The organism is Ereboglobus sp. PH5-5, from assembly GCF_029504805.1.
In the GTDB taxonomy this organism is placed as follows: domain Bacteria; phylum Verrucomicrobiota; class Verrucomicrobiia; order Opitutales; family Opitutaceae; genus Ereboglobus.
Map to the genome: position 1 here is coordinate 141,815 of NZ_JAQFIT010000001.1, position 22,101 is coordinate 163,915.

The following is a 22,101-nucleotide window of genomic DNA, read 5'->3' on the forward strand; positions in this document are numbered from 1 at the left end:
AACGTATTATGGCAACCCGCAGTTGCCAGTCGGCGGCATCAGCGACCGCGGCGGCCGCGCATCATACGCCCCTCGCCACCCCCGGCGCTCATCATGAGTTCGCGCAATTGTTTCTGGTCGTTCTGCTCGGATTGCAACTGGCGCAACGCCTCGACTTGCGCCGCGCTTAAAAAACGCTGCGCCTCGATGACGACCTGGTCGGTGATTTCCACGCCGCCATAACCGCCGCCCATCATCATGGGGCCGCCTCCCCACGGAGGTCCGCCGGGGCCGCCGCTGTCGGAAGACGCGGGTGTGTTTGCCGCCAGCAAACTGACAAGCTGTTCGCTCTGCGATTGTGTGAGCGCGTCGCTGGTGTAGCTGAGTTGTTGCTCGATCGTGCCGACCACGGCGCGCTGGCTGCCCGTCTGCTCGTAGGTTTGGTATTGCGCGAATTTATCCGCGCCGAGCACCGAGGCGATGTTCGCGTCAATCTCGGCGCCGGTCTGCTGAATGAGCTGCCGGATCTCGCCGCGATTCGCGCGCGCGTCAAGACCCTGCTCGCGAGCCACCGACATCACGTCGCGCCCGGCGTTTTGTTTTTCAACAAGCAGATCCTTCACCCTCTCGATTTGGTCGGGCGACAGGTTGAGCTTTTTGAAGAGACCGGCATAACGCGCGTCGAGCCGGCGCCGCTGCTCCGCCGTCCTCACCTTCACGGCCTCGGGAGACTCCCACACCGCGCGCATGTTTTCCCTGCGCTCCTCGCGCTCGGCGCGCTGTTCGTCATCGGCGACGGGAGCCTGTCCGGCCTCGGAATTTTGCTGGCGCCGCTCACCGGACGCCCGGCGCTGGCCGCGCCCGGCGCGCTCCTCGGCGGCCTTGTTGAGCGCGGCGACCTGGGTGTCGAGCGCGTTGGCGCGCTGGTATTGCCGCCAGGCAAAAACACCGGCGCCAATCGTGGTGAGTGCAAGGATAACAATCGCTGCGTTTTTAATATTGGAGTTCACGATGAAAAAATAAGACGCGAAAAACAGGCAAAAGTTGCCCGCCGAAAAAACCTGTGTCGCGACGCTGGATGTCGCGACGCCGTTTTTCCAGAAAATTAAAACTGGAACGCCGCCCCAATCGCGCCTCTATTGAACGCCACACATGCCCGTCGCCCAATTTCAAAACATCGAGAATATCCGCCTGCCCGCGAAGCCGCTTCATCTCGCGATCGGCATGTTCGACGGCATACACCTCGGGCACCGCGCGGTGATCGACATGGCGATCCAATCCGCGCGGCGCAGCGGCGGACTGGCCGGCGTGCTCACCTTCGCCCCCCACCCCACCGTGCTGCTGCGCCCCGACAATCCCACGCGCCTGATCTGCAACCCCGGCACCAAGGCGCGCCTGCTCGCCGAAACGGGAGTCGACTTTGTCGCCACGCAACAATTCACACCCGGGTTCGCGCAAGTCGAGGCGGAGGACTTCATTCCGCTCCTGCTGAGGCACCTGCCGCGCCTCAACACGATCTACGTCGGCGAGAACTGGCGTTTCGGCCGCGCCCGCCGCGGCGACATGACGATGCTTGTTGCCGCGACAAAACCACGCGGCCTCACGGTGATGAGCGTGTCGCGCGTCAACGAAAACGGCGAGCCGATCAGCAGCACCCGCATACGCGCCTGCCTCGAAGACGGTGAAATCGAGGCGGCGAACATCATGCTCGGCTACAGTTATTTTGCCGAGGGCGTTGTCATGCCGGGCAAGGCGCTCGGGCGCGACCTCGGTTACCCGACGCTCAACATTCCCTGGGAACCCGGGCTCCGCCCGCGCTTCGGCGTGTATGCCGTGGAGGTTTCCGGCGAAAAAGCGTCGGGGAAATACCGCGCCGTCGCCAACTACGGCCTGCGCCCCACGGTCGAAAACAGCACCCAGCCCCGCGTTGAGGCGCACCTGCTCGGCCCGTGCCCGTTCACAGGCGGCGACCAAGTCCGCATTGACTGGCTGCGTTTCATCCGCCCCGAAATGAAATTCGCAAATGTGAACGAATTGACCGCGCAAATCGCCAAAGACCGCGCCGAGGCGGAGGCGTTTTTTGATTTGGCATGAACTGAACCGCAAATGGACGCGAATCGACATGCATTCGCGACATGCGTCTGTTTCGCCTTTATTTGCGCCCCAAACTTTTTTGGCCTCAAAAATCCTGCAAGCGGCCCTCGGCTTCCACGCCTTTCTGCAGGCGGGCGAAGATTTCGCCGATCAGGTAAATCGAACCCGACACGACCACGGGGGCATGCGAATCCGAAATCGCGCAACGATCCGGCGCGGGAAACAACTCCTCGACTGTCGCGTGATAAATCCTCCCCTTGAAATCGCGCGGCACCTGCGCCTCCAACTCCTCGAACGAACACGCGCGCGCTTGATGCGGCACGACCAGGTGCAACTCGCGCGCGTGCCTCGCCTCGACTTCCAGCAACGCCCGCGCGCGCAACGCGCCCAGCGCGCCCGTCACGATGACCGGTTTGCCCGCCTCGCCCCCGCCGAGTTCGGCGCGCAGGCGCGCGAGGTTTTCGTCGAGCGTTTGCGCGCCCTCGGGATTGTGCGACGCATCGAGAATCAACGGCTGCCCGCCAACCGTGATGCGCTGCCAGCGTCCCGGCCAGTCGACGCGTTGCAAGCCGCGCGCGATCACATCGCCGGTCAACCGCCAGCGCGAGTCCGATGCTTTCATCAGCACGCGGGCCGCGAGCGCCGCCGTGGCGGCGTTCCAGCGCTGGTAATCGCCTTCGAGGTTCGTGCGCGGATAATCGGGGCTGCCGATGTCCGCGCCAAACTCCTCCTCAATCGAATATACGGGGGAACCGAGTTCGTTCGCGACACGACGCACGACCGCTGCCGCCGCCCCGGGCAAATGTCCGATCACAACAGGTTTTCCGGGCTTGATGATACCGGCTTTTTCAAACGCGATTTTTTCGATCTCATCACCGAGAAACTCGCAATGGTCCAGGCTTATTGTCGTGATCACCGACACTTCGGGCACGACGACATTGGTCGCGTCAAACCGCCCGCCCATGCCGACCTCGACGATGCTCGCGTCGCATTTTTTCCGCGCGAACTGCATGAACGCCATCGCCGTCATGAACTCGAAAAAGCTCGGGTGGTCGTCGGGGTTTTCTCGCGAAACCGCCGCGGCAATCGGGCGCAGCTCGTTTGTGTAGTCGAGGATTTCCCGCTCGTTGAGCCGCTCGCGATTCACCTGCACGCGCTCGCCGAGCAGCACGAGATGCGGCGATGTGTAGAGCCCCGCGCGCCAGCCCGCCTCGCGAAAAATCGCGTCGAGCATCGCCGCCGTTGAGCCCTTGCCGTTCGTGCCCGCGATGTGGATGACCGGCACGGCCCGCTCGGGATGCCCCAGCGCGCTGATCCACGACTGCATGCGATCGATCCCAAATTTCACGCCGCGCGCCTTCAGACTGAAAAGATAATCCTGCACGCGCGCGTAATCCGTGAAAACGTCGCTGCCGGCGGATGTGGAAACAGTGCTCATGTTGTCGAAAAGAAACGTAACATGAACAAATTGTCCGCGCGTGCAAATTGAGAAATCGGGCAACCATGCGCATGCGCGGCTGATGCGCACAAAAAAAGCACGGACGAAATCGCCCGTGCCATTTGAGCAACCAATCGAGGTCTTCAGTTAAAAGAAACCTTCGGAGCCTGCTTCACCTGCGCGCTTTCGACCTGGAACAATTCCGCGGGGCCGAAGCCGAACATGCCCGCGAAAATCACCGACGGGAAAACTTCGCGCTGGGTGTTGTAGGTCATCACCGAGTCGTTGTAGGCCTGGCGCGCGAACGACACTTTGTTTTCGGTCGAGGTCAGTTCCTCGCTGAGCTGCATCATGTTTTGGTTGGCCTTCAGGTCGGGATACTGCTCGGCGACAACCATCAGGCGCGAGAGCGCGCTGCCGAGGCCGGACTCGGCGCCGAGCAGCGACTTCATCGCGCCGGTGTCGGCGGGATTCGCGGCGGCGGCCTTCGACGCGGCGTAGGCGGTGTTGCGCGCGGCGATCACGGCCTCGAGCGTCTCGCGCTCGTGCTTCATGTAGGCCTTGGCCGTCTCGACAAGATTAGGGATCAGGTCGTAGCGGCGCTGCAGTTGCACGTCGATTTGCGCGAAGGCGTTTTTGAAGCGGTTCCTAAGCCCGACGAGCTTGTTGTAAATGCCGATGACAAAAAGGACGATCAGGACGAGGACGATTAGCGATACGATTAGTGCGATGCTCATGGTAATGGTTTTGAAAGGTTGAAAACTGCGGGGAACTTACAGCACAATGCCCGGGAAATGAAATGGAATAATGCGCCTCCTTTCCATTTTGGCAACACGTCCCGGCGCCGTTGCATGTATTTTAATTGCCGCAAACCGCGACCGCGTGTTCACTTCGCGGGCAAACTCCCTCTTTCCCTCAACAAACCCAAACAACAACCCGAACTCCAGAAAAACATGTCACGATTAGTCACGTTGTTCACCGGCCAATGGGCCGATCTCCCGCTCGAAAAACTCGCGCCCCTCGCGCACAAAATGGGCTACGACGGCCTCGAACTCGCCTGCTGGGGCGACCACTTCGATGTCGAGAAAGCCGTCTCCAGCAAGACGTATCTGCGCGACCGCTGGGCCATGCTCCTCGACCACGGGCTCACCTGCGTCGCCATCTCGAACCACCTCAACGGCCAGGCCGTGTGCGACCGCATCGACGACCGCCACCGCGAGGTCGTCGCGCCCGATGTCTGGGGCGACGGCGATCCCGAGGGCGTGCGCAAGCGCGCCGCGAAAAAAATGATCACCACCGCCAGGGCCGCGCGCGCGTTCTTCGACGCACGCCCGAAAAACGACAGCGTCGGGCGCACCTACTCCGCAAAATTCCCCGCGGTCGTCAACGGCTTCACCGGCTCGCCGATCTGGCATTCCATCTACGCGTTTCCGCCGACCTCGCAGGCGTATTGGGAAAAAGGATACGCCGAGTTCGCCAAGCGCTGGCTCCCCATCCTCGACGCCTTTGACAAGGTCGATGTGAACTTCGCCCTTGAGGTTCATCCCACCGAAATCGCCTTCGACATTGTCAGCGCCAGCCGCGCCATCGACGCCGTGAAGGGCCACCGCCGCTTCGGTTTCAATTACGATCCCTCGCACCTCGGTTATCAGGGCGTGGACTACGTGAAGTTTATCCGCACCTTCGCCAGCCGCATTTACCACGCGCACATCAAGGACGCCTGGTGGGGCCACGGCGACGGCACCGCGGGCGTCTTCGGCGGACACACCGACTTCGGCGATCCGCGCCGCTACTGGGACTTCCGCTCGCCCGGCCACGGCGACATCAACTTCGAGGAAGTCATCGTCGCGCTCAACGACATCGGCTACCGCGGCCCGCTCTCCGTCGAGTGGGAGGATTCGCGCATGGACCGCGTCCACGGCGGCACGGAGGCGGCGGCCTTTGTCCGCAAGATCGACTTCCCGTCCAGCACCGTCGCCTTCGACGCCGCGTTTGCGAACAAGTAACCTGTTCACTACGGAGGCCCGGAAAAACACGGGGGGAAACCCAGGAGAGTTTCCTCGAAAAAACTCCTCCTAACTCCGCGTCCTCCGCGCGCTCCGTGGTGAAGATCATACCTCAAAAAACATCATGTCCTCCATCCTCCAAAAACTCATCTTCCAAAAAGACAAAACCGCGAGTGACGGTCTCATGCAACCCGAGCGCGAGGCCATTGTCGATGCGCTGCACTATTGCATGTATGCCGACTCAAGCATCGCGCTTGCGGAAACCAAGGTCATCGCCGACTGGAACGAAACCCTCGACTGGGATCCCAACCACCCCTTCTCGACCTACGAACCGCGCTCCATCGCCGCCGCGCGGCAGGCGCTGGAAAGCATGGAAACCCGAATGGAGTTCATTCTCTCCATCGTGAGGCGCATGGGCTCGGAAAAATCCAGCGACACATTGCTTCGGCTCTGCCGCAAACTCGCCGACGCCGACGGCAAGCGCAGCGACGGCGAATGGGCGTTCATCGAAGCGCTGAGCAACGCCCTCGCAACAGCCAAAAAGTAAGAACGTCCCATGTGGGGGCGCACGCAAGGTGCGCCCCCACAATTATAAACCGGCCGCTTGCTCAGCCTCCGTTACGCTGACATTGCGGAACAGAAAGCGGTTGTTGCTTATTATATACGGTTTCCCGCTTTTTATTCTCAGCCCCCGTATATTAACCTCCCTGGTTATCGCATAGGGATATTTTTCAAGATAATCAGCATTTTTATAATCGGCGTTGAAGGGGGCGAAAATTTTGGGCCCCTGGTAATTCTCCACCGGGTTGCCATCGTCTATCACAAGACCGTCAATCGTCACCTTCTCCGGCATGTAACATGCGTAGCCGAAATCATGCCGTCCCGAGTTACTACCGTTTATAAGCACGGCGTCAGACCGGGCGCCGTTGCGCGGGATGTATTCGCAGTTGCGTATTATTATTTCTCCCTCCCAGGTGCTCCCGTAATCGCGGCGCAAATTTATAAAACTCGCGCCATGCACCCTGGTGTTCTCCACAAGAAACACGCCGCTTCCTATGAGATTGATGCCCTGGTGCCCGAGAACGGAATTTTTTATGGTCGCGTTTGCCACGCCCATGTGCGCGTCGAAGCGCGAAAACACAACATTATCAAACGTAATGTTTTTCGAGTAATTCGAGCCGAAGATTCCCCATATCTTTCTGTCGTGTATATCGTTTAACTGCCTGCAATCCTTGAAAGTCACATTGGCGGCCTTGTTGACAATAATATCGTATGAACCCATCGAAACCGGCGCGTTCGCGCGTCCGATTGTGGTGTAGGTTTTATGCCCCGAAAGCCTGCAATTTTTCACCGTCACGCCGCTGCAACCCACTATCGTGATAAATCCGTTATACGGCGCGCCATGATCAAGCTCGCCCGTGACAACATGAGTCACGCCATCGACAACCACATTGGAGCGCGAGATTCCCACGCCCCGGGCATAGTATGTATAACGCGACTCGGCCTGGTTGGCGATGGTTGTGAAATGCCCTCCGCGAACAGTCAATGTCCCGGAGTCGATGGGCCAGGCCGTCATGGAAGTAATATTATTATAGTCCCATATTACGGGCGTTGCCCCGTCCATGTTGCCGTTTTTATCAACGACAAAGACATCGGTCTGGGCGGAGCCGTTGTTTTTATTCAAACCCATGCGAATATAGCGCTTGGTCGTGCTGTCGGTCACCACCACAAACGCGGCATGCGGAAGCGTGACGCCGAGACTGGCCTGGTTCCTCCGCAGCGTTTTCACGGATGTTATTTTCACCGGGGAAAGCTTGGAGGATATGTTGAACACATTTTTGCCGCGGTTTTCGACGCTCACTTTCGAGTCGTCGATAATGAACCTGGCATCGCCCCAGTCGGTGTCGGTCTGTATTGTGGCGGTCTTGCTCGCCGCGCCGATATAGTAGGATGCGCCCGCGTCGGCGCGAACCCGCAGTCCTTTTTCATTGGCCGCGGCATGGGTCCGGATGATTGCGTCAAAATCATCGGTCACACCATCGCCCGCGGCGCCATATTCGCTGTAATAAACGACCTTGTTCAAATCGGCGGCGTGAATACCCGCTTCGAAGACAAAAAACGCGAGCAACAGAAGGCGGAACCGAGGGGAGGCGATTGTTTTCATTTTTGAGGGGATGAGATTTGAACAGGGAGGAAACCCTCAAAACGAAACGAGGCAAGACCCGCGTAACATGGCGCGGACCGCCAGCCCGCGCCACCCTTTTCGCCTTCCCGCCCGCGCGCTCATCTGTCGTAATGCCGGTCCATGCAGCAGCCCGCATCACCACACGCCAGCCCGACCGACCTCCACGGTCTCACCCGTGATGAATTGCGCGCGCTCATAACCTCGTGGGATTTTTCGCCGGTGCATGCCGCGCGCCTTTGGAACTATCTCTACTACGAGGCCGCCGGCGCGCTCGATTCCGACGCCATGCCCGACATCCCCGCGCGCCTCATGGAACGCCTCCAGGCCGAAACCGCGCTCACCATTCCGCCCGTCGCGCACGAGGCGCGCAGCACCGACGGCTTCACGCGCAAATACCTCCTCTCACTCGCCGACGGCAAAAAAATCGAAACCGTCCTCATGCGTTTCACCGGGCGCGTCACCGCCTGCATCAGCTCGCAGGCCGGCTGCGCGATGGGCTGCGTGTTTTGCGCCACCGGGCAAATGGGATTTTCCCGGCACCTCGCCGCATCCGAAATCGTCGCGCAGGCGCTCCATGTGCGGCGCATCCTCAAGGCGCAGGGAGAGCGCCTCCGCAACGTCGTGCTCATGGGCATGGGCGAGCCGCTCCACAACTACGACGCCGTCATGCGCGCCTGCGAAATCATGCGCGACGGCAGCGGCCTCGCGCTCGGCGCGCGCCGCATCACGCTGAGCACAGTCGGCGTCGTTCCCGGCATCATGCGCATGGCCAACGAGGCCAGCCCGATCCACCTCGCCGTCTCGTTGCACGCCGCCACGCAAGCCGAGCGCCGCAAACTCGTCCCCGCCGCCAAACGCTGGCCGCTCGACCAGTTGATCGACGCCTGCCGCTACTACGCGGAAAAACTCAACCGCCGCATCTTTTTCGAGTGGACGCTCATCGACGGCAAAAACGACACCGAAGACCACGCCCACGCCGTCGGACGCCTCCTCACCGGAATCCAGGCGCAAGTAAACTTGATCCCGCTCAACCCCACCGCCGCCTACGACGGCGCGCCCGGGCACACCAGCGCCGCGAAAAAATTCCAAGCCGTGCTCGCCGCCTACAATCTGCCGAGCACGATTCGCCAGCGCCGCGGCATCGACATCGCCGCCGGTTGCGGCCAGTTGGCGGCAATGTCGTAGGGGGGCGCCTTGCGCCCCGCCTCACGGTTTCACCACCAACTGCGTGCGCAGCGCGCGCTTGAAATGCAGGCGAGCAAAATCGCGCAGGTCCTTCGCACCCACCGCGTCGATGCGTTTGTCGTAGTTGAGCCAGTCGTTCACCGGCTGGCCGTAGAGCGCGTTCAGGCCGGCCTGCATCGCGCGCGAGGCATTTGTCTGCAGGCTCATCCGTCGCCCCGCCTTCAGGCGCACGCGGCAGCGTTCCACCTCGTCCTCGCCGATCTTGCCCGATTGCACGCGGGCGATCTCGGCGTCGATCTCGCGCAACACCTCCTCGTAATGCGCCGGGCTCGTCCCCGCGAAAAACAAAAACATGCCCGCGCGCAAACCCGTCACGCGGCTCGACCGCACGAAATACGCCAGCCCTTTTTCCTCGCGCACGCGCTCGAACAAACGCGACGACATGCCGCTGAAAAACTCGTCCATCACCTCGCCCGCGTAAAAATCATCCGCCAGCAAGCCCGGCCCTGGGAACGCCTGATACACCACCGCCTGCTCGCGCGGTTGCGTGTCGGTGAAATCACCCGGAAACGCGGGCATTCCGCCCGCATGATCTTCCGCCGCCAATCCCCCCTTCGGCACGCGTTTCAAAAACGCCTTCAATTTCGGCAGCAGTGTTTCTTTCTCAAAATCGCCCGCCACCGCGAGCACGACATTTTGCGACACAAACAACCGCTTCCACAACGCCGCCAAATCCGACGGCGCGAGCGCGCGCACGCCCTCCGCGTCGCCGCTCGCATCGCAGGCCAGCGGATATGCGCCGAAAAACTTTTTGCGCACCAGCTTCCTGCCGTGCGAAACGACATCGTCCTCGTCCTGCGCGAGCGCCGCGAGCAGCGCCTCGCGCTCCGTCTCGAACGTCCCGCGCTTGAACGCCGGCGCGAACACCGCGTCCGCCAGCAACTCCAGCCCGCGCTCCACATCCGCGCCGTCCGACAACACCTCCACGCCGAGTCCGATGCTGTTGTTCCCCGAAAACGGATACAGCACGCCGCCGATTTCCTCGATCGCTTGCGCGACCTCCGCCGCCGTGCGCCGGCGCGTGTCGCGCGCGAGCATCGTGCCCAAAAGCGCCGTCGCGCCGCGCTTGCCCGGCGCCTCAAACAAAGGCCCGCCCTGGCAAAGCAGCCGCACATGCAGGCTCGGCAAATGCGCGTCACGTTGCAGCAGCAAGCGCGCGCCGTTCGGCATTTTGATTTCTTCAAACTCCGGCGCGAATGCCGCCGTGGCGCGGACTGCCAAGTCTGCCTTCTTCGCTTCGCCCTTCGGACTCAGCGACACCGTCGTCAACCGCTCCGGCACGAGATACGCCTTCAACACGCGCTTCAAATCCGCCGGCGTCACCTTGCGCAAACGCTCGAAATACGCGCGCGCATAACCAAGGTCGCCGACAATCACCTCGCTCGCGCCAAGGCGCGCCGCCTGCCCCGACATCGTCTTGCGGCTGTTGATTTCGCCGACGACGAGCTGCCGGATCACCTTCTTGATTTGCGCCGCCGTGAAACCTTTCGACGCGCAACGCGCCAGCGATTCGTTTATCGCGCGAATCGCCGGATCGCGTTTTTCCGGGTCGCAAATAAACGAAATCGAAAACAACCCCGCCCCGCCCGGCGTCCAACTCTGCGCGTCGATGGCGTGCACGAGGCGCGCCTTCTCGCGAATCGCCTGCCAGAGTATCGAGCTGTCGCCCGCGCCAAGAATCGTCGCCAGCAAGTCGAGCAGCGGCGCGTCGGGATGCGCGATGCCCGGCGCCTGCCACGCCAGCCCCGCACGCGTAATCTCGACATCCTCGTAAAAATGCGCCTCGCGGGGCGCGAGCTGCGCGGGCTCGTCCTCCACAAGCACGGGCGCCAGGCGCGCGCGCGGCGCGTCCGCGAAATGTTTTTCAACCTCCGCAAGCACGCCCGCCCCGTCCACATCGCCCGTCACGACGACGACCATGTTGTTCGCCACGTAGCGCGCGCGGTAATACGCCACCAGCTCCTCGCGCGTCACCGTCGAGAAAACATCCCTGTATCCGATAACCGGATACCGATACGGATGCCGGCGGAACGCCGTGTCGAAAAGCGACTCGCCGAGCCGCGTGTCGGGATCGTCGCGGCACATGTCGATCTCGCGCAGGATCACGTCCTTCTCGCGCGCCGTCTCGTCCGCGTCGATCGACGAGTGCAGCATCATGTCGGCGAGCACGTCGATCGCGAGCGCCGTGTGCTCCGAGGGCAGGTCGATGTGGTAAACCGTGCGGTCAAAAGTCGTGTAGGCGTTGATCAGCCCGCCGTGCGCCTGCACCGTGGCGGAAATCTCCCGCGCCGCGCGCCGCTTCGTGCCCTTGAACAGCATGTGCTCCAAGTAGTGCGACAGCCCCGCGCCGAGGTTTTCGCCCTCGTGAATCGACCCCGTGCGCACCCAGACCTGCACCGACGCGACCGGCGCGGAATGGTCGGGCTTCACGAGCACGGTCAGCCCGTTGGGAAGAACGGTGCGCGCGACCGGCTCGCGCCAAAAGGTGTTGAGAAGATCGAAGTCGGACTTTGTTTTCGAGGGACGTCTGGTTTTGGACATTGGTGAAATTTTTGAATAAGAGAATGCTCCACGGATGGAGCAGGTTTTCACAGATGCGAAGATTTAGCCGAGTTCATCCGCGTCATCCTTGGGTTATGCAAAATCGCGGGCATGATTGTTTTCGTCAAACCCAGTTCCGCGCGACAGCGCGACAATCGAAAATCCAGAATCCAAAATCGAAAATCTTATCACTTTTCATCCTCAATGATGCTGAAGCGCACCGCTTTTTCGGGACGGAACGGTTTCTCGAAGGCATCGTCAAAGGTGTAGATTGACGCGAAATCCTCGCGCCGGTCGTCGGGGGTTTTGCTGAAAACCTGGTATTCGATCAGATTGAACACGATCTCTCCAAAGTCCTCGCAGCGTGTGACGCCCCATTCGTTGAGCACGGTTTTTGAAAGCGGCCCGAACTGGTTCAGCGTGTATTCGCGCAGACCCTCAAGCAGTTGCGGCCCCTTGACATGCTTTGTGCGCTGCGCGCCCTTGCCCGCCTTCTCCGCGTTTTTTTTGCGGATTTCGCCCACGGTGTAGTCCAGCCCCATGCGCACAAATCCGTAGGCGCGCCGGTCATAGCGCGGGTCCTCTTTGCAAATCTGCTCAACGACTTCGTGAAACTTGATGTCCTGCATTGGAAAAGAAAGGGGAAATCTTAATGCACGGCGGCGCAACCTTAACAATCCTGAAAAATATCGCTTGCACTCCGCGAAGAATCCCTGCTTTCTTTCGCCCCTCAAATGCAGCCGTAGCTCAATTGGATAGAGCATCTGACTACGGATCAGAAGGTTTGGGGTTCGACTCCCTACGGCTGCGCCACTTTTCAGAACAAGCCGCGAATGCCCCGTCATTTGCGGCTTGTTTCATTTTCGAGGCAAAAGCCCCGGCCTCCGCGCAAATGGGCAAAAAAAAGTGGCCAGGCACTCCACGGCACTGGGAGAACGTCGTTGCCGTTGCTACCTTCCGGTCCTGGCGGAGTTCACGCGCCTGCCCATGCATGGCACCTGGCCGACGCGAACAGTGCGCGGTGCGCGGCGGCTTTCAACATTTATTTCTCGTCACAATGAAATGAGCGCCTTCGTCATCACCTCGCACGCGCGCGCGATCGCGCCGCCCTCGTGCGCCGTGCTCAGGAACGCCGCCTCATACGCGCTCGGCGCGAGATAAACGCCGCCGTCGAGACACGCGTGAAAAAAGCGCGCGTAAAGTTTCGGGTCGGACTTGGTCGCGGTCGCGTAATCGCGCACCGGCGCGTCGTTAAAAAACGCGCTGAACATCGAGCCGCGCTGCGGCACTTGCAGCGCGATGCCCTTTTGTTTCGCGGCGTCGAGAAGCGCGTCGCGCAACCGGCGGCCGAGCGCGTCGAGCCGCGCGTAAACACCCGGCTCCCCGTCCAGTAATTTCAGCGCCGCGATGCCCGCCGCCATCGCCAGTGGATTCCCGCTGAGCGTGCCCGCCTGGTAAACCGGCCCCTCGGGCGCAAGATAATCCATGATGTCGGCGCGCCCGCCGATCGCGCCAACGGGCAAACCGCCGCCGATGATTTTTCCAAGCGTGGTCAAGTCGGGCACAATGTTTTCGAGCTCCTGCACGCCGCCGCGCGCAAGGCGAAAACCGGTCATCACCTCGTCAAAAATGAGCACCGCGCCATGCCGCGCCGTGATGTCGCGCAGATGCGCGAGGTAGCCCGCATCCGGCATGATGAAACCGACATTGCCGCAATACGGCTCGACGATGACGCCCGCGATTTCGCCCGGATTCGCCGCAAACGCCGCGTCGAGCGCGGCGGTGTCGTTGTAGGGGAGCACGATTGTTTCGCGCGCAAACGACGCCGGCACGCCCGCGCTGTCGGGATTGCCGTGCGTGAGCGCGCCGGAGCCGGCCTTGATGAGAAGCGAGTCCGAGTGCCCGTGATAACAACCGGCAAACTTGATGATCTTGTCGCGCCCAGTGAACCCGCGCGCGAGGCGGATCGCCGTCATCGTGGCCTCGGTGCCACTGTTGCACATGCGGACTTTTTTCACCGACGGAAAAAATTGCGTGATCAACTCCGCCATCTCCACCTCGGCGGGATTGGGCGTGCCAAACGAAGTGCCGCGCTCCAGCGCCGCCGCCACCGCATCGCGAATCGCGGGATGATTGTGCCCGTGAATCGCCGGCCCCCACGTGCAGACGAAATCGACCAGCTCGCGCCCGTCCGCCGTCGTGAGCGTCGCGCCCCGCGCCGACTCCACGAAAAACGGCGAGCCGCCCACCGAACGAAACGCGCGCACGGGCGAATTGACGCCGCCTGGAATAAGCCGGCGCGCGCGCGCGAAAAGTTGATCGGAGGACTGGCCGCCCTGAAAAGACTGGTTCGACATGCGCGCAACCGAAACGCATCGCGCGCCCGTTTGCAATTCCTTGCGCTCCGCCCTCGCCAATGCCCGCGATTTTTGCATTTCTCGTGCTTTCGTTTTTCCGCGTCATGTCCAACACGCTCCCACAACCGCTCCCGCACATCGCAAAACTCCACGCCTACACGCCCGGACTCCAGCCGACCGAATCCGGCTGGATCAAGCTGAACACAAACGAATGCCCCCACCCGCCAAGCCCGCGCGTCGCCGGGGCGATCATCCGCGAACTCGGCGAGGACAAATTCGGCGCGAACCTCCGACTCTACCCGAATCCGACAAGCGCCGCGCTTCGCGAAACCATCGCCGCGCACCACGCCCCGCAATGCCCCTCGCTCACCGCCGCCGGCGTCTGCGTCGGCAACGGCTCCGACGACATCCTCAACCTGCTCGTGCGCGCCTATTGCTCCGCCGGCGCGCCGCTCGCACACACCGTGCCCAGCTACTCGCTTTACCCCGTGCTCGTCGCCATCGAAAACGGCCGCTGCGAAACAATTCCGTTCGAGCGTGACATGCGCCTGCCCGTCGAGACGCTCGCCGCCTCCACCGCGCCCATCATCTTCCTCACCTCGCCCAACGCGCCCACCGGCGTCGGCTTCGCAAACGCCGAAATCGAGCGCATCCTCGCCGGCTACCGCGGGCTGCTCGTCGTTGACGAAGCCTACGCGCCCTTCGCAAACGAAAACGCCGTGCCGCTCCTCGCGCGCCACCCGAACCTCGTCATCGTGCGCACGCTTTCAAAAGCCCATGCGCTCGCGGGCATCCGCATCGGCTACGCGCTCGCGCATCCCGAAGTCATCGGCGTGCTCGACCGCGTGCGCGACAGCTACAACACCTCACGCCTCTCGCAAGCCGCCGCCATCGCCGCGCTCGAAGACGCCGGCTATTACGCCGGCATCATCGAAAAAATAAAAACCACGCGCGACCACTGGCAAAAGGAATGGACCGCGCGCGGCTGGTTTTCCTATCCCTCGCAGACCAACTTCATTTTCGTCGAGCCGAAAAACGCGCGCGGCGAAAGCGGCGCGGCGGTCGCGCAATCCGCCTACGATTGGCTCCGGGCGCACAAGGTGCTCGTGCGATATTTTCCCTCACATCCCTTGACCGCGCCCTTCCTGCGCATCAGTGTCGGCACTGACACCGAAATGGTCGCACTCGACAACACCCTCCAAGCATGGATCAAAAACGCATAGCAAAAATCGCGCGCAAAACCGCGGAAACCGACATCAACCTCACGCTCGAAATCGACGGCTCCGGCCGCTCGAAAATCGACACCGGCGTGCCGTTCTTCGATCACATGCTCACGCTCTTCGCCAAGCACGGCCTCTTCGATCTCGAAGTCACCTGCAAGGGCGACGTCGCCGTGGATTACCATCACACCGTCGAGGATGTCGGCATTGTTTTGGGAGAGGCGTTTCGCGCCGCGCTCGGCGACAAGCTCGGCATCCGCCGCTACGGATTTTTCCTGCTCCCGATGGACGAGTCGCTCGCCCGCGTCGTCGTCGATCTCGGCGGCCGCGCGCACCTTGTTTACGAGGCGAACGCGCCGACGATGTTTGTGCGCGATTTCAACATCATCCTTGTGAAGGAATTCTGCCGCGCCTTCAGCAACGCGCTCGCGTGCAACCTGCACGTGAAGCTCGAATACGGCGAGGAACCGCACCACGTCGCCGAGGCAGTCTTCAAGGGACTCGCCCGCGCGCTCGACGCCGCGACGCAATACGACCCGCGCGCCGCAGGCCAGCTGCCAAGCACCAAGGGCAAGTTGTAATCACAAAAAAGCCGTCCGCACAGGACGGCTTTTTTCGCGAAATCGATTAACGCCTAGGCTGCGGGGCGGCTTGGCACGTGCACGACTTGCATTCCGGCGGCGACGGCGGCCTGGAGACCGGGCGTGGCGTCCTCGAAGGCGAGGCATTTTTCAGGGTCCACGTTGCAGAGTTTTGCGGCGAGCAGATACATGTCGGGCGCCGGTTTGCCGCGGCCCGGGGGCACGTCGGCGGGCGTTACCACGATTTTAAAAATGTGGTCGAGCTTCGCGGCCTTGAGGATGGGAATCGCGAATTCGCGCAGGCCGCCCGTGGCGATGGCGACGGGATGCGTTTTTGCGACGCGCTCCGCGAAATCGGCGACGGGAGCGATGCGACCGGCCTCGGGAAGCAGCTCCATAAAAATGGCCTCCTTGACATGCATGATCTCGTCGTGGTCGAGCGTGAGGCCGTAGCGCTTGCCGAAGACGGCGGAGACCCCGTGCGAGTGCACGCCACCGAGCGAGTAGAACAAGTCGGGGTCGATGTTCTCATCCGCCTTCATGCCGAACTTGTGCAAGGCGGCGTTCCACGCGCGGTAGTGCAGCGGCATCGTGTCGGCAAGCGTGCCGTCGAGATCGAAGATGTATCCGGCGAAATCGCCCTCGGGTATGTTGAGTTTCATTTGAAAAGGTGCGCCCAGCTTCGCGCATGAAATCGCGGCAATCAAGGCCGAGTCGCGTTTGCGGACAAAATAATGCCCTCAAACAAACGCGCGAAAAAAACGGGACGCGTTTTTCACGTCCCGAGTTTTTGTTTTTAAACAATGCGCGACTTTGTCGAGTCCGGCGACTGGAAGCCGACGCTGACTCGCGCGCTGATCACATCACCGCCGCGCCGTCACCGGTCTGGCAGTGGATCACCTCGGGTTTTGCGCCGTATTTTTGTTCGTAGGCGGCGGCAACCTGCGCGGCCTGCGCCTCGCCGAACTGCGCGTCGGTCATCGCCATCACCGCGCCGCCAAACCCGCCGCCGGTCAAGCGCGCGCCGTAAACGCGAGGCGTGGCCGTGAGCAGATCGACTAGCGTGTCGAGCTCCTCCGCGCTGTTCTCAAACAAATTCTGCGAGCTGCGATGCGAGGCGGTGAGCAGCGAGCCCACCGCGGCCAGGTCGCCCTTGGCGAGCAGCGTTTTTGTCTCGTCCACGCGGGCGATTTCCTCGACCACGTGGCGCGCGCGCTTGAGCGCATCGCCCGCCAGCGTTCCGTCAGCGGCGGCCTTGTCGAGCATCGCGGTGCCTGCGTCCGCGAGCAGGGGCACGCCGAGCGCCCTGGCGGCTTCCATGCACTCGCGATTGCGCGCCGCGTAGAAGCCGTCCACGAGCGCGTGTTTTTTGTGCGTGTTGAAAATCCAGAAATGCGCGCCGGAGGGAATCGCCACCGTGTCAAATTTCGGCCCGCGGCAATCGATGAACACAAGGTGGTCTTTTTTGCCGAAGCCCGACACGCCCTGGTCGAGAATACCGCACGGCATGCCCACGAATTCGTTTTCCGCATGCTTGCCGATTTTCACGATTGTCTCGCGGTCAACCTTGCCCGCCTGGCCCGTGATTTCGAGAAACGCGAGCACTGACGCCAGCTCGATTGCCGCGCTGCTGCTCATGCCTGCGCCCGCGGGCAGATCCGACATGTCATAATAGTCAAACCCCTCGGGAATGCTCAGGCCGAAATGCGGAAACGCGGCAATCACGCCGAGCGCATAGTTGGTCCATTTGTTGGAACCGTCCTGCTTTTGCGGAATGCCGGAGGGCATGGTGACGATTTCGCCGCCATGCGCGCTGAAAAAACGACGTTGCCCGTCATCGCGCCTCGCAATGGCGACCCAGATATTACGGTCCACCGACGCGCCCAGCACGGTGCCGCCGTTGTAGTCGGTGTGGTTGCCGATAAATTCGATGCGTCCCGGGGCGCGGGTGACAAATTCGGGGCTGCGGCCGAAGACGGTTTGGAATTGGGCGATGAGTTTGTTTTTCATGGGAATGACTTAAAAATTGCGAAACAGGCACGTTCGCCACGCCGGGAAAAAAGGCGAGGCATTTTCAGGGAAAGATTATTTTCCGTTGACCCGAACGGATGAGCACGCCTTATTTCGCCCCTTCACTCGACGGTTGGCGCGTCCGCGCGCTGGCTGAAACTACCAGGAGAGGTGGCAGAGTGGTCGAATGCGCGCGCTTGGAAAGCGCGTATACCGCAAGGTATCGGGGGTTCGAATCCCCCCCTCTCCGCCAGTTTTCCCCGCGATCATGAGGGAAACATGGCTTTGTCCGGTTTGGTTTGGGAAGAATTCCGGCGAGTTTGAGAAAACCGCCCAAAAAATTCAGGCCGGCTGCACGCGGGACGTCATGAAAACATTCCGCCAAGCACCTCGAACATTTGCCACGCGCCGAGTTCGGCGTCGGGCGGGGCGGTGCCGGTGGCGAGGATTTGGTTGCGCGAGTCGTCGCTGTTGATGCCCGCCCAGAAGCGGCGTCGGCGCTGAGGGTCGAGCTCGCCCAAAACGTCGTCGGCAAGGAGCACGGGGTTCACGCCGGTTTGCTCGCGCAGATACGCGGCCTCGGCGAGGCGCAGCGAAATGGCGAGGCCGCGTTGCTGGCCCTCGGAGGCGAACTCGCGCGCGGGGCGTCCGCCGACGGTCAGTTCGCAATCGTCGCGGTGCGGGCCGGAAAGCGTGGTGCGCATGAGCGTGTCGCGTTCGCGTCCCGAGGCGAACTGGCCTGCCCAACCGGTTTCGTCGAGCGCGGTTCCGTTGGCGACGCTGGGCGCGTAGGCGATGGCGGCGGCGGGGGTGTTTTCGGATGCGACTGAGGTGATTTTTTCGTAGGCGGCGGCGACGTGTGTATTCAGTTTTTCAATACCGGCGGCGCGGCGTGTCGCGAGTTGCGCGGCGGCGCGGGCGAGCGGTTGCTCGAAGGCGTCGAGTTCGGCGGAGAGCGCGGACGCGCCGCCGTTGCCGCGCTTGAGGAGCTGGTTTCGCGAGGCGAGGGCGCGGTGGTATTCCTGGAGCGCGCGGAGGTATTCGGGATCGGTTTCGGCGAGGGCGAGGTCGAGCCAGCGGCGGCGTCCGCCGGGCGAGCCGCGCACAAGAAGCAGGTCTTGCGAGGTGAAAACGACCGTGGGAAAGCGTCCGATGTAATCGCCGAGTTTGCGGATGCGCTCGCCGTCGCAATGCACTTCCTTTCCGCCGGGGCGCAGGCGGATGGTCACGCGCGTGAGGCCGAATTTCTCGTGCTCGATTTCGCAGGCGATGGCGGCCTCCGGCTTGCCGTGCGCGATGAGCGTGCGGTCCTCGCTTGTGCGAAACGAGCGGAGCGCGGAGATGAAGCCTGCGGCCTCGAGGAGGTTGGTTTTGCCCTGCGCATTTTCACCGACGAAAAACTGCCGCGAGTTGTCGAACGCGAGCTCGGCGAACGCGATGTTGCGGAAGTTTTGAACGGTGATGCTTTTTAGATGCACGAGGAGGATTGTTTAATCGCGAAATCACGGAAGGGCGGAATCGCGGAAGTAGTCATTCCGTTTTTCCGCGCTTCCGCGATTGGTTTTAATCCTTGCGGCTTAAAATCAATTTTTTGGCTGATACACCTTTTGCTCCAGGTGCGCGCCGAGGTGTTTGCGGAACTCGGCTTTGTTTTTGACGGCGCGGAGCGCGATGAGCTGGTTCGCGATGTTGCCGACCGCGGTGCCTTCGAGGTTGAAGGAAACGACGGGGACCTTGGCGGCGTTGGCCGTGGACTGGCAGAGCAGCGGGCTGCGCGAGCCGCCGCCGACAATGAGGATGCGCTTGAACTCGCGGCCGGTCATGCGCTCGAAGGCGGCCTTGGCGTCGGCATGGCCGCGGGCGAGCGAGTCGCAGATGAGGCGCATGTAGCCTTTCACGTTTTTCGGGGGCGCGGCTTTTTTGCGGCGGAGTTGTCCGTCGATGACGGCTTTCATCGAGGGAGGGTTGGCGAGCGCGGGGTCGGTGACGTCGATGAGGACTTTTGAAACGGAGGCGGGCAGGCGCGCCGCGTCGTCGATGAGCTTGTCCCATGCCTCGGGTGTTTTCGGGCGGGCGGAGGGGCCGAGGTCGAGCATGGTGCGCTCGAGGAGCCACATGCCGATGACGTTTGTGAGGGGGCGGTAGCGGCCATCGCCGATGCGTTCGTTGGCGACGCGAGCCTTGAGCGCGTCGGGGCCGAGCACGGGCGTGTCGCTTTCGAAGCCGACGAGCGACCAGGTGCCGGAGCTGAGGAAGAGGTCGGTGCCGTCGGGGCTGGCGGGCATGGCGTCGTAGGCGCACGCGGTGTCGTGGCCGGGCACGGCGATGACCCTGGCGCCGGCGAGCTCGGGAATGTTTTTCACCGTGCCGAGGCGCGTGCCGGCGAGGACGGGTTTGCCGAGCCACGAGGGCGGGACGCGGAAGTAGTCGAGCGCGGGGCGCGACCAGTCGGTCGAGTTTACATCGAGGAGCTGCGTGGTGCTGGCGATGGTGAGCTCGTTGGCCATCGTGCCGGAGAGGAGGTAGTTGAAGTAGTCCGGCAGGAAGAGGCAGCGCGTGGCGAGGTCGGTGATGGCGGGGCAGTCGGCGATCGTTTCAGCGAGCTGGAGCGAGGAGTTGTAAAAGACGTTGGGGATGCCGGTGGCGGCGTAAACGCGCTCGAGCGCGGCGCGCGTGTTGCCGAGGTGGCGCAGGCCGGCTTGCGTGCGGTTGTCGCGGTAGGCGTGGACGGGGAACACGAGGCGTCCGGCGTCGTTGAGGAGCGCGTAATCGACGCCCCAGGTGTCGACGCCGACGGAGGCGATTTTTTTGCCGCGCGGCAGGGCGGCTGCGGCCTTGCGGAGGCCGGTTTGCACCTCGTGCCAGAGCGCGCCGATTTCCCAATAGTCGTTGCCGTTGAGCGTGCGGAAGGTGTTGGGGAAGCGGTGCGCGACGGTGAGCTTGAGGCGGTTGTTTTGCCATGCGCCGAGGATGACGCGCCCGCTCGTGGCGCCGAGATCGACGGCCGCGCAATAGATGGTGGATTTTGAGGTGTTTTTGGTGGCCATGAAATGAGGTGTTAAACCCCATGAGTGAACGCGGACGCGCAAAAAGGTGAAGTGCGAAAATCACACAACCGCGAGGTGTGTTTGCATGACAGTTTGAACGCCCGGGGCGCAAACGATCCCGGGAAAAGGACGCCCGAGGTGTGATTAAAAGTAAAACGCGGCGGTTTCGGCGAAACCGCCCTACCCTTATCACAACCGCATTTTAATCCCCCCCTGACGCCCGGCGATTATTTTTTCCGGGGACGCCGGGATCGGTTTGTCGATTCGCGCAAATAGACGGGCGGCACGACGAGGATTTCCTGGGGATGCTCGGTTTTTCCCGAAAGCTGGTTGAACAGCAGCGGGATTGCCTCCGCAACCATCGTGTCGTTTGCGCCCGCGAGCGTGGACAGGGACGGGTTGAAAAACTCCTCGATTTCATGATCCCCCACGCCCACCACGGCCGCGTCGTTGGGAATTGAAAGTCCGCGCTCCTGAAAGGCGCGATACACTCCGACCGCCAGGCTGTCCGTCACCGCAAAAACTCCGTCGCAGCGTCCGCCGCCATCAAGAAACACATCCAGCGCCGCGACGGCGTCCCGGGGTTGCAGCCCGTCGCATTCGATCACGGCGGGGGTGGCGATTTTCCCGGCCTTGGCGGCGTCCTTGAACGCGGCGACGCGCTGGGAGGTGGCCTGCGTCAGCGCCTTGCCATGAATGACCGCGAGGTTTCGGCAGCCGGCGTCAATCAACACTTCGGCGGCCCGTTTTCCAACAAAGTTGGGGATTTCGAGCACGCAGTTGTGCCCCTCGATTCGGCGTCCCAGAACGACCGACGCATACGGAAACTTTGCCGTGGCGAGAAACCGGTCGTCGGCCGGCAGCGTGTTGGTTATGATGATTCCGTGATACCGGTCCGACTCCAAGAGGCCCGGTTTTTCCGCCAGCTTTCCGGCATGAAACATCTCAATGGCGACGGCGTAGCGGGTGTGCTTGTCCGAACGCTTGTCCGCCTCCTTTTGAATGGCGTGCAACGCCTGGCCGACGAGCGGCAGGGGCGCCTCAAACGAGGTCAGGATTGCGATGTCGTATTGCCGGGTCAGGGGGCGGTGGGTTCTGAGGCGGCGCCCCGCCATGTTGGGGACATAACCAAGCTCCTTGATCGCCTTGCGTATCCGGTTTGCGGTTTTCTCAGAAATCCGCCTCTCCAAATAATGGTTGGAAAGCACCGAGGAAACCGCGGCGGGGGACACTCCTATGTGTCGCGCAACTTCGTAAATGGTCACTGCCGGCTTGCTGTTCATATTTGCCCGCGAGTATTGCTAAATCTATAAGTTTAGCAAATCAAAAATACGCAAAACCGGGGCATGGCGTTAAAATGATGTTGACTTTAGCTAAATCATTTTAGCATTTTCGACC

At 61.9% G+C, this 22,101-nt stretch carries 18 protein-coding genes, 2 tRNA genes and 1 other RNA gene; 8 read left to right on the plus strand and 13 right to left on the minus strand.

Annotated elements, in window-relative coordinates:
• Window positions 1-38 precede the first annotated feature (38 nt).
• A complete protein-coding gene (locus M2103_RS00415; protein WP_277508020.1) occupies window positions 39-989 on the minus strand; it encodes a hypothetical protein in 951 nt (316 codons plus the stop codon).
• Between the two features lie 142 nt (window positions 990-1,131).
• Here M2103_RS00415 and ribF point away from each other — a divergent pair, with 142 nt between their 5' ends.
• Window positions 1,132-2,073 carry a riboflavin biosynthesis protein RibF gene (gene ribF, locus M2103_RS00420; RefSeq protein WP_277508022.1) on the plus strand — a complete coding sequence of 314 codons (942 nt, stop codon included), beginning with the start codon at window positions 1,132-1,134 and terminating at the stop codon, window positions 2,071-2,073.
• A gap of 85 nt (window positions 2,074-2,158) precedes the next feature.
• Here ribF and M2103_RS00425 read toward each other — a convergent pair whose 3' ends face one another.
• Complete coding sequence (locus M2103_RS00425) at window positions 2,159-3,511, minus strand: folylpolyglutamate synthase/dihydrofolate synthase family protein (RefSeq protein ID WP_277508023.1); 1,353 nt, start codon at window positions 3,509-3,511, stop codon at window positions 2,159-2,161.
• Window positions 3,512-3,654: 143 nt separating this feature from the next.
• Window positions 3,655-4,248 (minus strand): LemA family protein, encoded by a 594-nt coding sequence (locus M2103_RS00430; protein ID WP_277508024.1) that lies wholly within the window; start codon window positions 4,246-4,248, stop codon window positions 3,655-3,657.
• 216 nt (window positions 4,249-4,464) lie between these two features.
• On the opposite strand from M2103_RS00430, the gene M2103_RS00435 reads away from it, so the two are divergent.
• Window positions 4,465-5,517 carry a sugar phosphate isomerase/epimerase gene (locus M2103_RS00435; RefSeq protein WP_277508025.1) on the plus strand — a complete coding sequence of 351 codons (1,053 nt, stop codon included), beginning with the start codon at window positions 4,465-4,467 and terminating at the stop codon, window positions 5,515-5,517.
• 124 nt (window positions 5,518-5,641) lie between these two features.
• On the plus strand, window positions 5,642-6,064 hold the full coding sequence (locus M2103_RS00440; RefSeq protein ID WP_277508026.1) for a hypothetical protein: 423 nt from the start codon (window positions 5,642-5,644) through the stop codon (window positions 6,062-6,064).
• Between the two features lie 42 nt (window positions 6,065-6,106).
• On the opposite strand, the gene M2103_RS00445 is transcribed toward M2103_RS00440, so the two are convergent.
• The gene (locus M2103_RS00445) at window positions 6,107-7,681 is read right to left on the minus strand and encodes a hypothetical protein (RefSeq protein ID WP_277508027.1); all 1,575 of its coding nucleotides are present in this window, start codon (window positions 7,679-7,681) and stop codon (window positions 6,107-6,109) included.
• A 141-nt stretch (window positions 7,682-7,822) separates the two neighbouring features.
• Between M2103_RS00445 and rlmN the strand changes: the two genes are divergently transcribed.
• The gene (gene rlmN, locus M2103_RS00450) at window positions 7,823-8,887 is read left to right on the plus strand and encodes a 23S rRNA (adenine(2503)-C(2))-methyltransferase RlmN (RefSeq protein ID WP_277508028.1); all 1,065 of its coding nucleotides are present in this window, start codon (window positions 7,823-7,825) and stop codon (window positions 8,885-8,887) included.
• A gap of 21 nt (window positions 8,888-8,908) precedes the next feature.
• On the opposite strand, the gene M2103_RS00455 is transcribed toward rlmN, so the two are convergent.
• Both M2103_RS00455 and M2103_RS00460 read right to left on the minus strand, forming a co-directional pair.
• Entirely contained in the window at window positions 8,909-11,488 is a 2,580-nt protein-coding gene (locus M2103_RS00455; RefSeq protein WP_277508029.1) for a pitrilysin family protein, read from the minus strand.
• A gap of 188 nt (window positions 11,489-11,676) precedes the next feature.
• Window positions 11,677-12,117, minus strand: coding sequence for a Minf_1886 family protein (locus tag M2103_RS00460; RefSeq protein ID WP_161554809.1), 441 nt, complete (start codon window positions 12,115-12,117; stop codon window positions 11,677-11,679).
• 107 nt (window positions 12,118-12,224) lie between these two features.
• Between M2103_RS00460 and M2103_RS00465 the strand changes: the two genes are divergently transcribed.
• A tRNA-Arg gene (locus M2103_RS00465) sits at window positions 12,225-12,301 on the plus strand.
• Between the two features lie 92 nt (window positions 12,302-12,393).
• Here M2103_RS00465 and ffs read toward each other — a convergent pair.
• Window positions 12,394-12,492, minus strand: an RNA gene (ffs, locus tag M2103_RS00470) — signal recognition particle sRNA small type.
• Between the two features lie 48 nt (window positions 12,493-12,540).
• On the minus strand, window positions 12,541-13,845 hold the full coding sequence (gene hemL, locus M2103_RS00475; RefSeq protein ID WP_277508030.1) for a glutamate-1-semialdehyde 2,1-aminomutase: 1,305 nt from the start codon (window positions 13,843-13,845) through the stop codon (window positions 12,541-12,543).
• A gap of 104 nt (window positions 13,846-13,949) precedes the next feature.
• Between hemL and hisC the strand changes: the two genes are divergently transcribed.
• Window positions 13,950-15,068, plus strand: coding sequence for a histidinol-phosphate transaminase (gene hisC, locus M2103_RS00480; RefSeq protein ID WP_277508031.1), 1,119 nt, complete (start codon window positions 13,950-13,952; stop codon window positions 15,066-15,068).
• Window positions 15,050-15,646, plus strand: a complete 597-nt coding sequence (gene hisB, locus M2103_RS00485; RefSeq protein WP_108825110.1) for an imidazoleglycerol-phosphate dehydratase HisB — start codon at window positions 15,050-15,052, stop codon at window positions 15,644-15,646. The genes hisC and hisB overlap by 19 nt, the downstream gene beginning before the upstream one ends.
• Before the next feature lie 53 nt (window positions 15,647-15,699).
• Here the strand turns inward: hisB and M2103_RS00490 are convergent, their stop codons facing one another.
• Complete coding sequence (locus M2103_RS00490) at window positions 15,700-16,308, minus strand: HAD family phosphatase (RefSeq protein WP_277508032.1); 609 nt, start codon at window positions 16,306-16,308, stop codon at window positions 15,700-15,702.
• Between the two features lie 196 nt (window positions 16,309-16,504).
• The gene (gene galK / locus M2103_RS00495; protein ID WP_277508033.1) at window positions 16,505-17,656 is read right to left on the minus strand and encodes a galactokinase; all 1,152 of its coding nucleotides are present in this window, start codon (window positions 17,654-17,656) and stop codon (window positions 16,505-16,507) included.
• Window positions 17,657-17,821: 165 nt separating this feature from the next.
• Between galK and M2103_RS00500 the strand changes: the two genes are divergently transcribed.
• Window positions 17,822-17,909, plus strand: a tRNA-Ser gene (locus M2103_RS00500).
• A 112-nt stretch (window positions 17,910-18,021) separates the two neighbouring features.
• Here M2103_RS00500 and M2103_RS00505 read toward each other — a convergent pair.
• From M2103_RS00505 to M2103_RS00515, 3 genes are all read right to left on the minus strand, one after another.
• A complete protein-coding gene (locus M2103_RS00505; protein ID WP_277508034.1) occupies window positions 18,022-19,134 on the minus strand; it encodes a DNA replication/repair protein RecF in 1,113 nt (370 codons plus the stop codon).
• 105 nt (window positions 19,135-19,239) lie between these two features.
• Window positions 19,240-20,703, minus strand: a complete 1,464-nt coding sequence (locus M2103_RS00510; protein ID WP_277508035.1) for an FGGY-family carbohydrate kinase — start codon at window positions 20,701-20,703, stop codon at window positions 19,240-19,242.
• 227 nt (window positions 20,704-20,930) lie between these two features.
• Window positions 20,931-21,986 (minus strand): LacI family DNA-binding transcriptional regulator, encoded by a 1,056-nt coding sequence (locus M2103_RS00515; RefSeq protein WP_277508037.1) that lies wholly within the window; start codon window positions 21,984-21,986, stop codon window positions 20,931-20,933.
• Between the last annotated feature and the right edge of the window lie 115 nt (window positions 21,987-22,101).

Excerpts from the sequence above, each read along its gene's own strand:
- M2103_RS00490 (WP_277508032.1), bottom strand. The coding sequence starts at position 16,308 with ATGAAACTCAACATACCCGAGGGCGATTTCGCCGGATACATCTTCGAT.
- galK (WP_277508033.1), bottom strand. The coding sequence starts at position 17,656 with ATGAAAAACAAACTCATCGCCCAATTCCAAACCGTCTTCGGCCGCAGC.
- ribF (WP_277508022.1), top strand. The coding sequence starts at position 1,132 with ATGCCCGTCGCCCAATTTCAAAACATCGAGAATATCCGCCTGCCCGCG.
- M2103_RS00510 (WP_277508035.1), bottom strand. The coding sequence starts at position 20,703 with ATGGCCACCAAAAACACCTCAAAATCCACCATCTATTGCGCGGCCGTC.
- M2103_RS00445 (WP_277508027.1), bottom strand. The coding sequence starts at position 7,681 with ATGAAAACAATCGCCTCCCCTCGGTTCCGCCTTCTGTTGCTCGCGTTT.
- M2103_RS00515 (WP_277508037.1), bottom strand. The coding sequence starts at position 21,986 with ATGAACAGCAAGCCGGCAGTGACCATTTACGAAGTTGCGCGACACATA.
- hemL (WP_277508030.1), bottom strand. The coding sequence starts at position 13,845 with ATGTCGAACCAGTCTTTTCAGGGCGGCCAGTCCTCCGATCAACTTTTC.
- rlmN (WP_277508028.1), top strand. The coding sequence starts at position 7,823 with ATGCAGCAGCCCGCATCACCACACGCCAGCCCGACCGACCTCCACGGT.
- M2103_RS00460 (WP_161554809.1), bottom strand. The coding sequence starts at position 12,117 with ATGCAGGACATCAAGTTTCACGAAGTCGTTGAGCAGATTTGCAAAGAG.
- M2103_RS00440 (WP_277508026.1), top strand. The coding sequence starts at position 5,642 with ATGTCCTCCATCCTCCAAAAACTCATCTTCCAAAAAGACAAAACCGCG.
- M2103_RS00430 (WP_277508024.1), bottom strand. The coding sequence starts at position 4,248 with ATGAGCATCGCACTAATCGTATCGCTAATCGTCCTCGTCCTGATCGTC.
- hisC (WP_277508031.1), top strand. The coding sequence starts at position 13,950 with ATGTCCAACACGCTCCCACAACCGCTCCCGCACATCGCAAAACTCCAC.
- M2103_RS00425 (WP_277508023.1), bottom strand. The coding sequence starts at position 3,511 with ATGAGCACTGTTTCCACATCCGCCGGCAGCGACGTTTTCACGGATTAC.
- M2103_RS00435 (WP_277508025.1), top strand. The coding sequence starts at position 4,465 with ATGTCACGATTAGTCACGTTGTTCACCGGCCAATGGGCCGATCTCCCG.
- M2103_RS00455 (WP_277508029.1), bottom strand. The coding sequence starts at position 11,488 with ATGTCCAAAACCAGACGTCCCTCGAAAACAAAGTCCGACTTCGATCTT.
- hisB (WP_108825110.1), top strand. The coding sequence starts at position 15,050 with ATGGATCAAAAACGCATAGCAAAAATCGCGCGCAAAACCGCGGAAACC.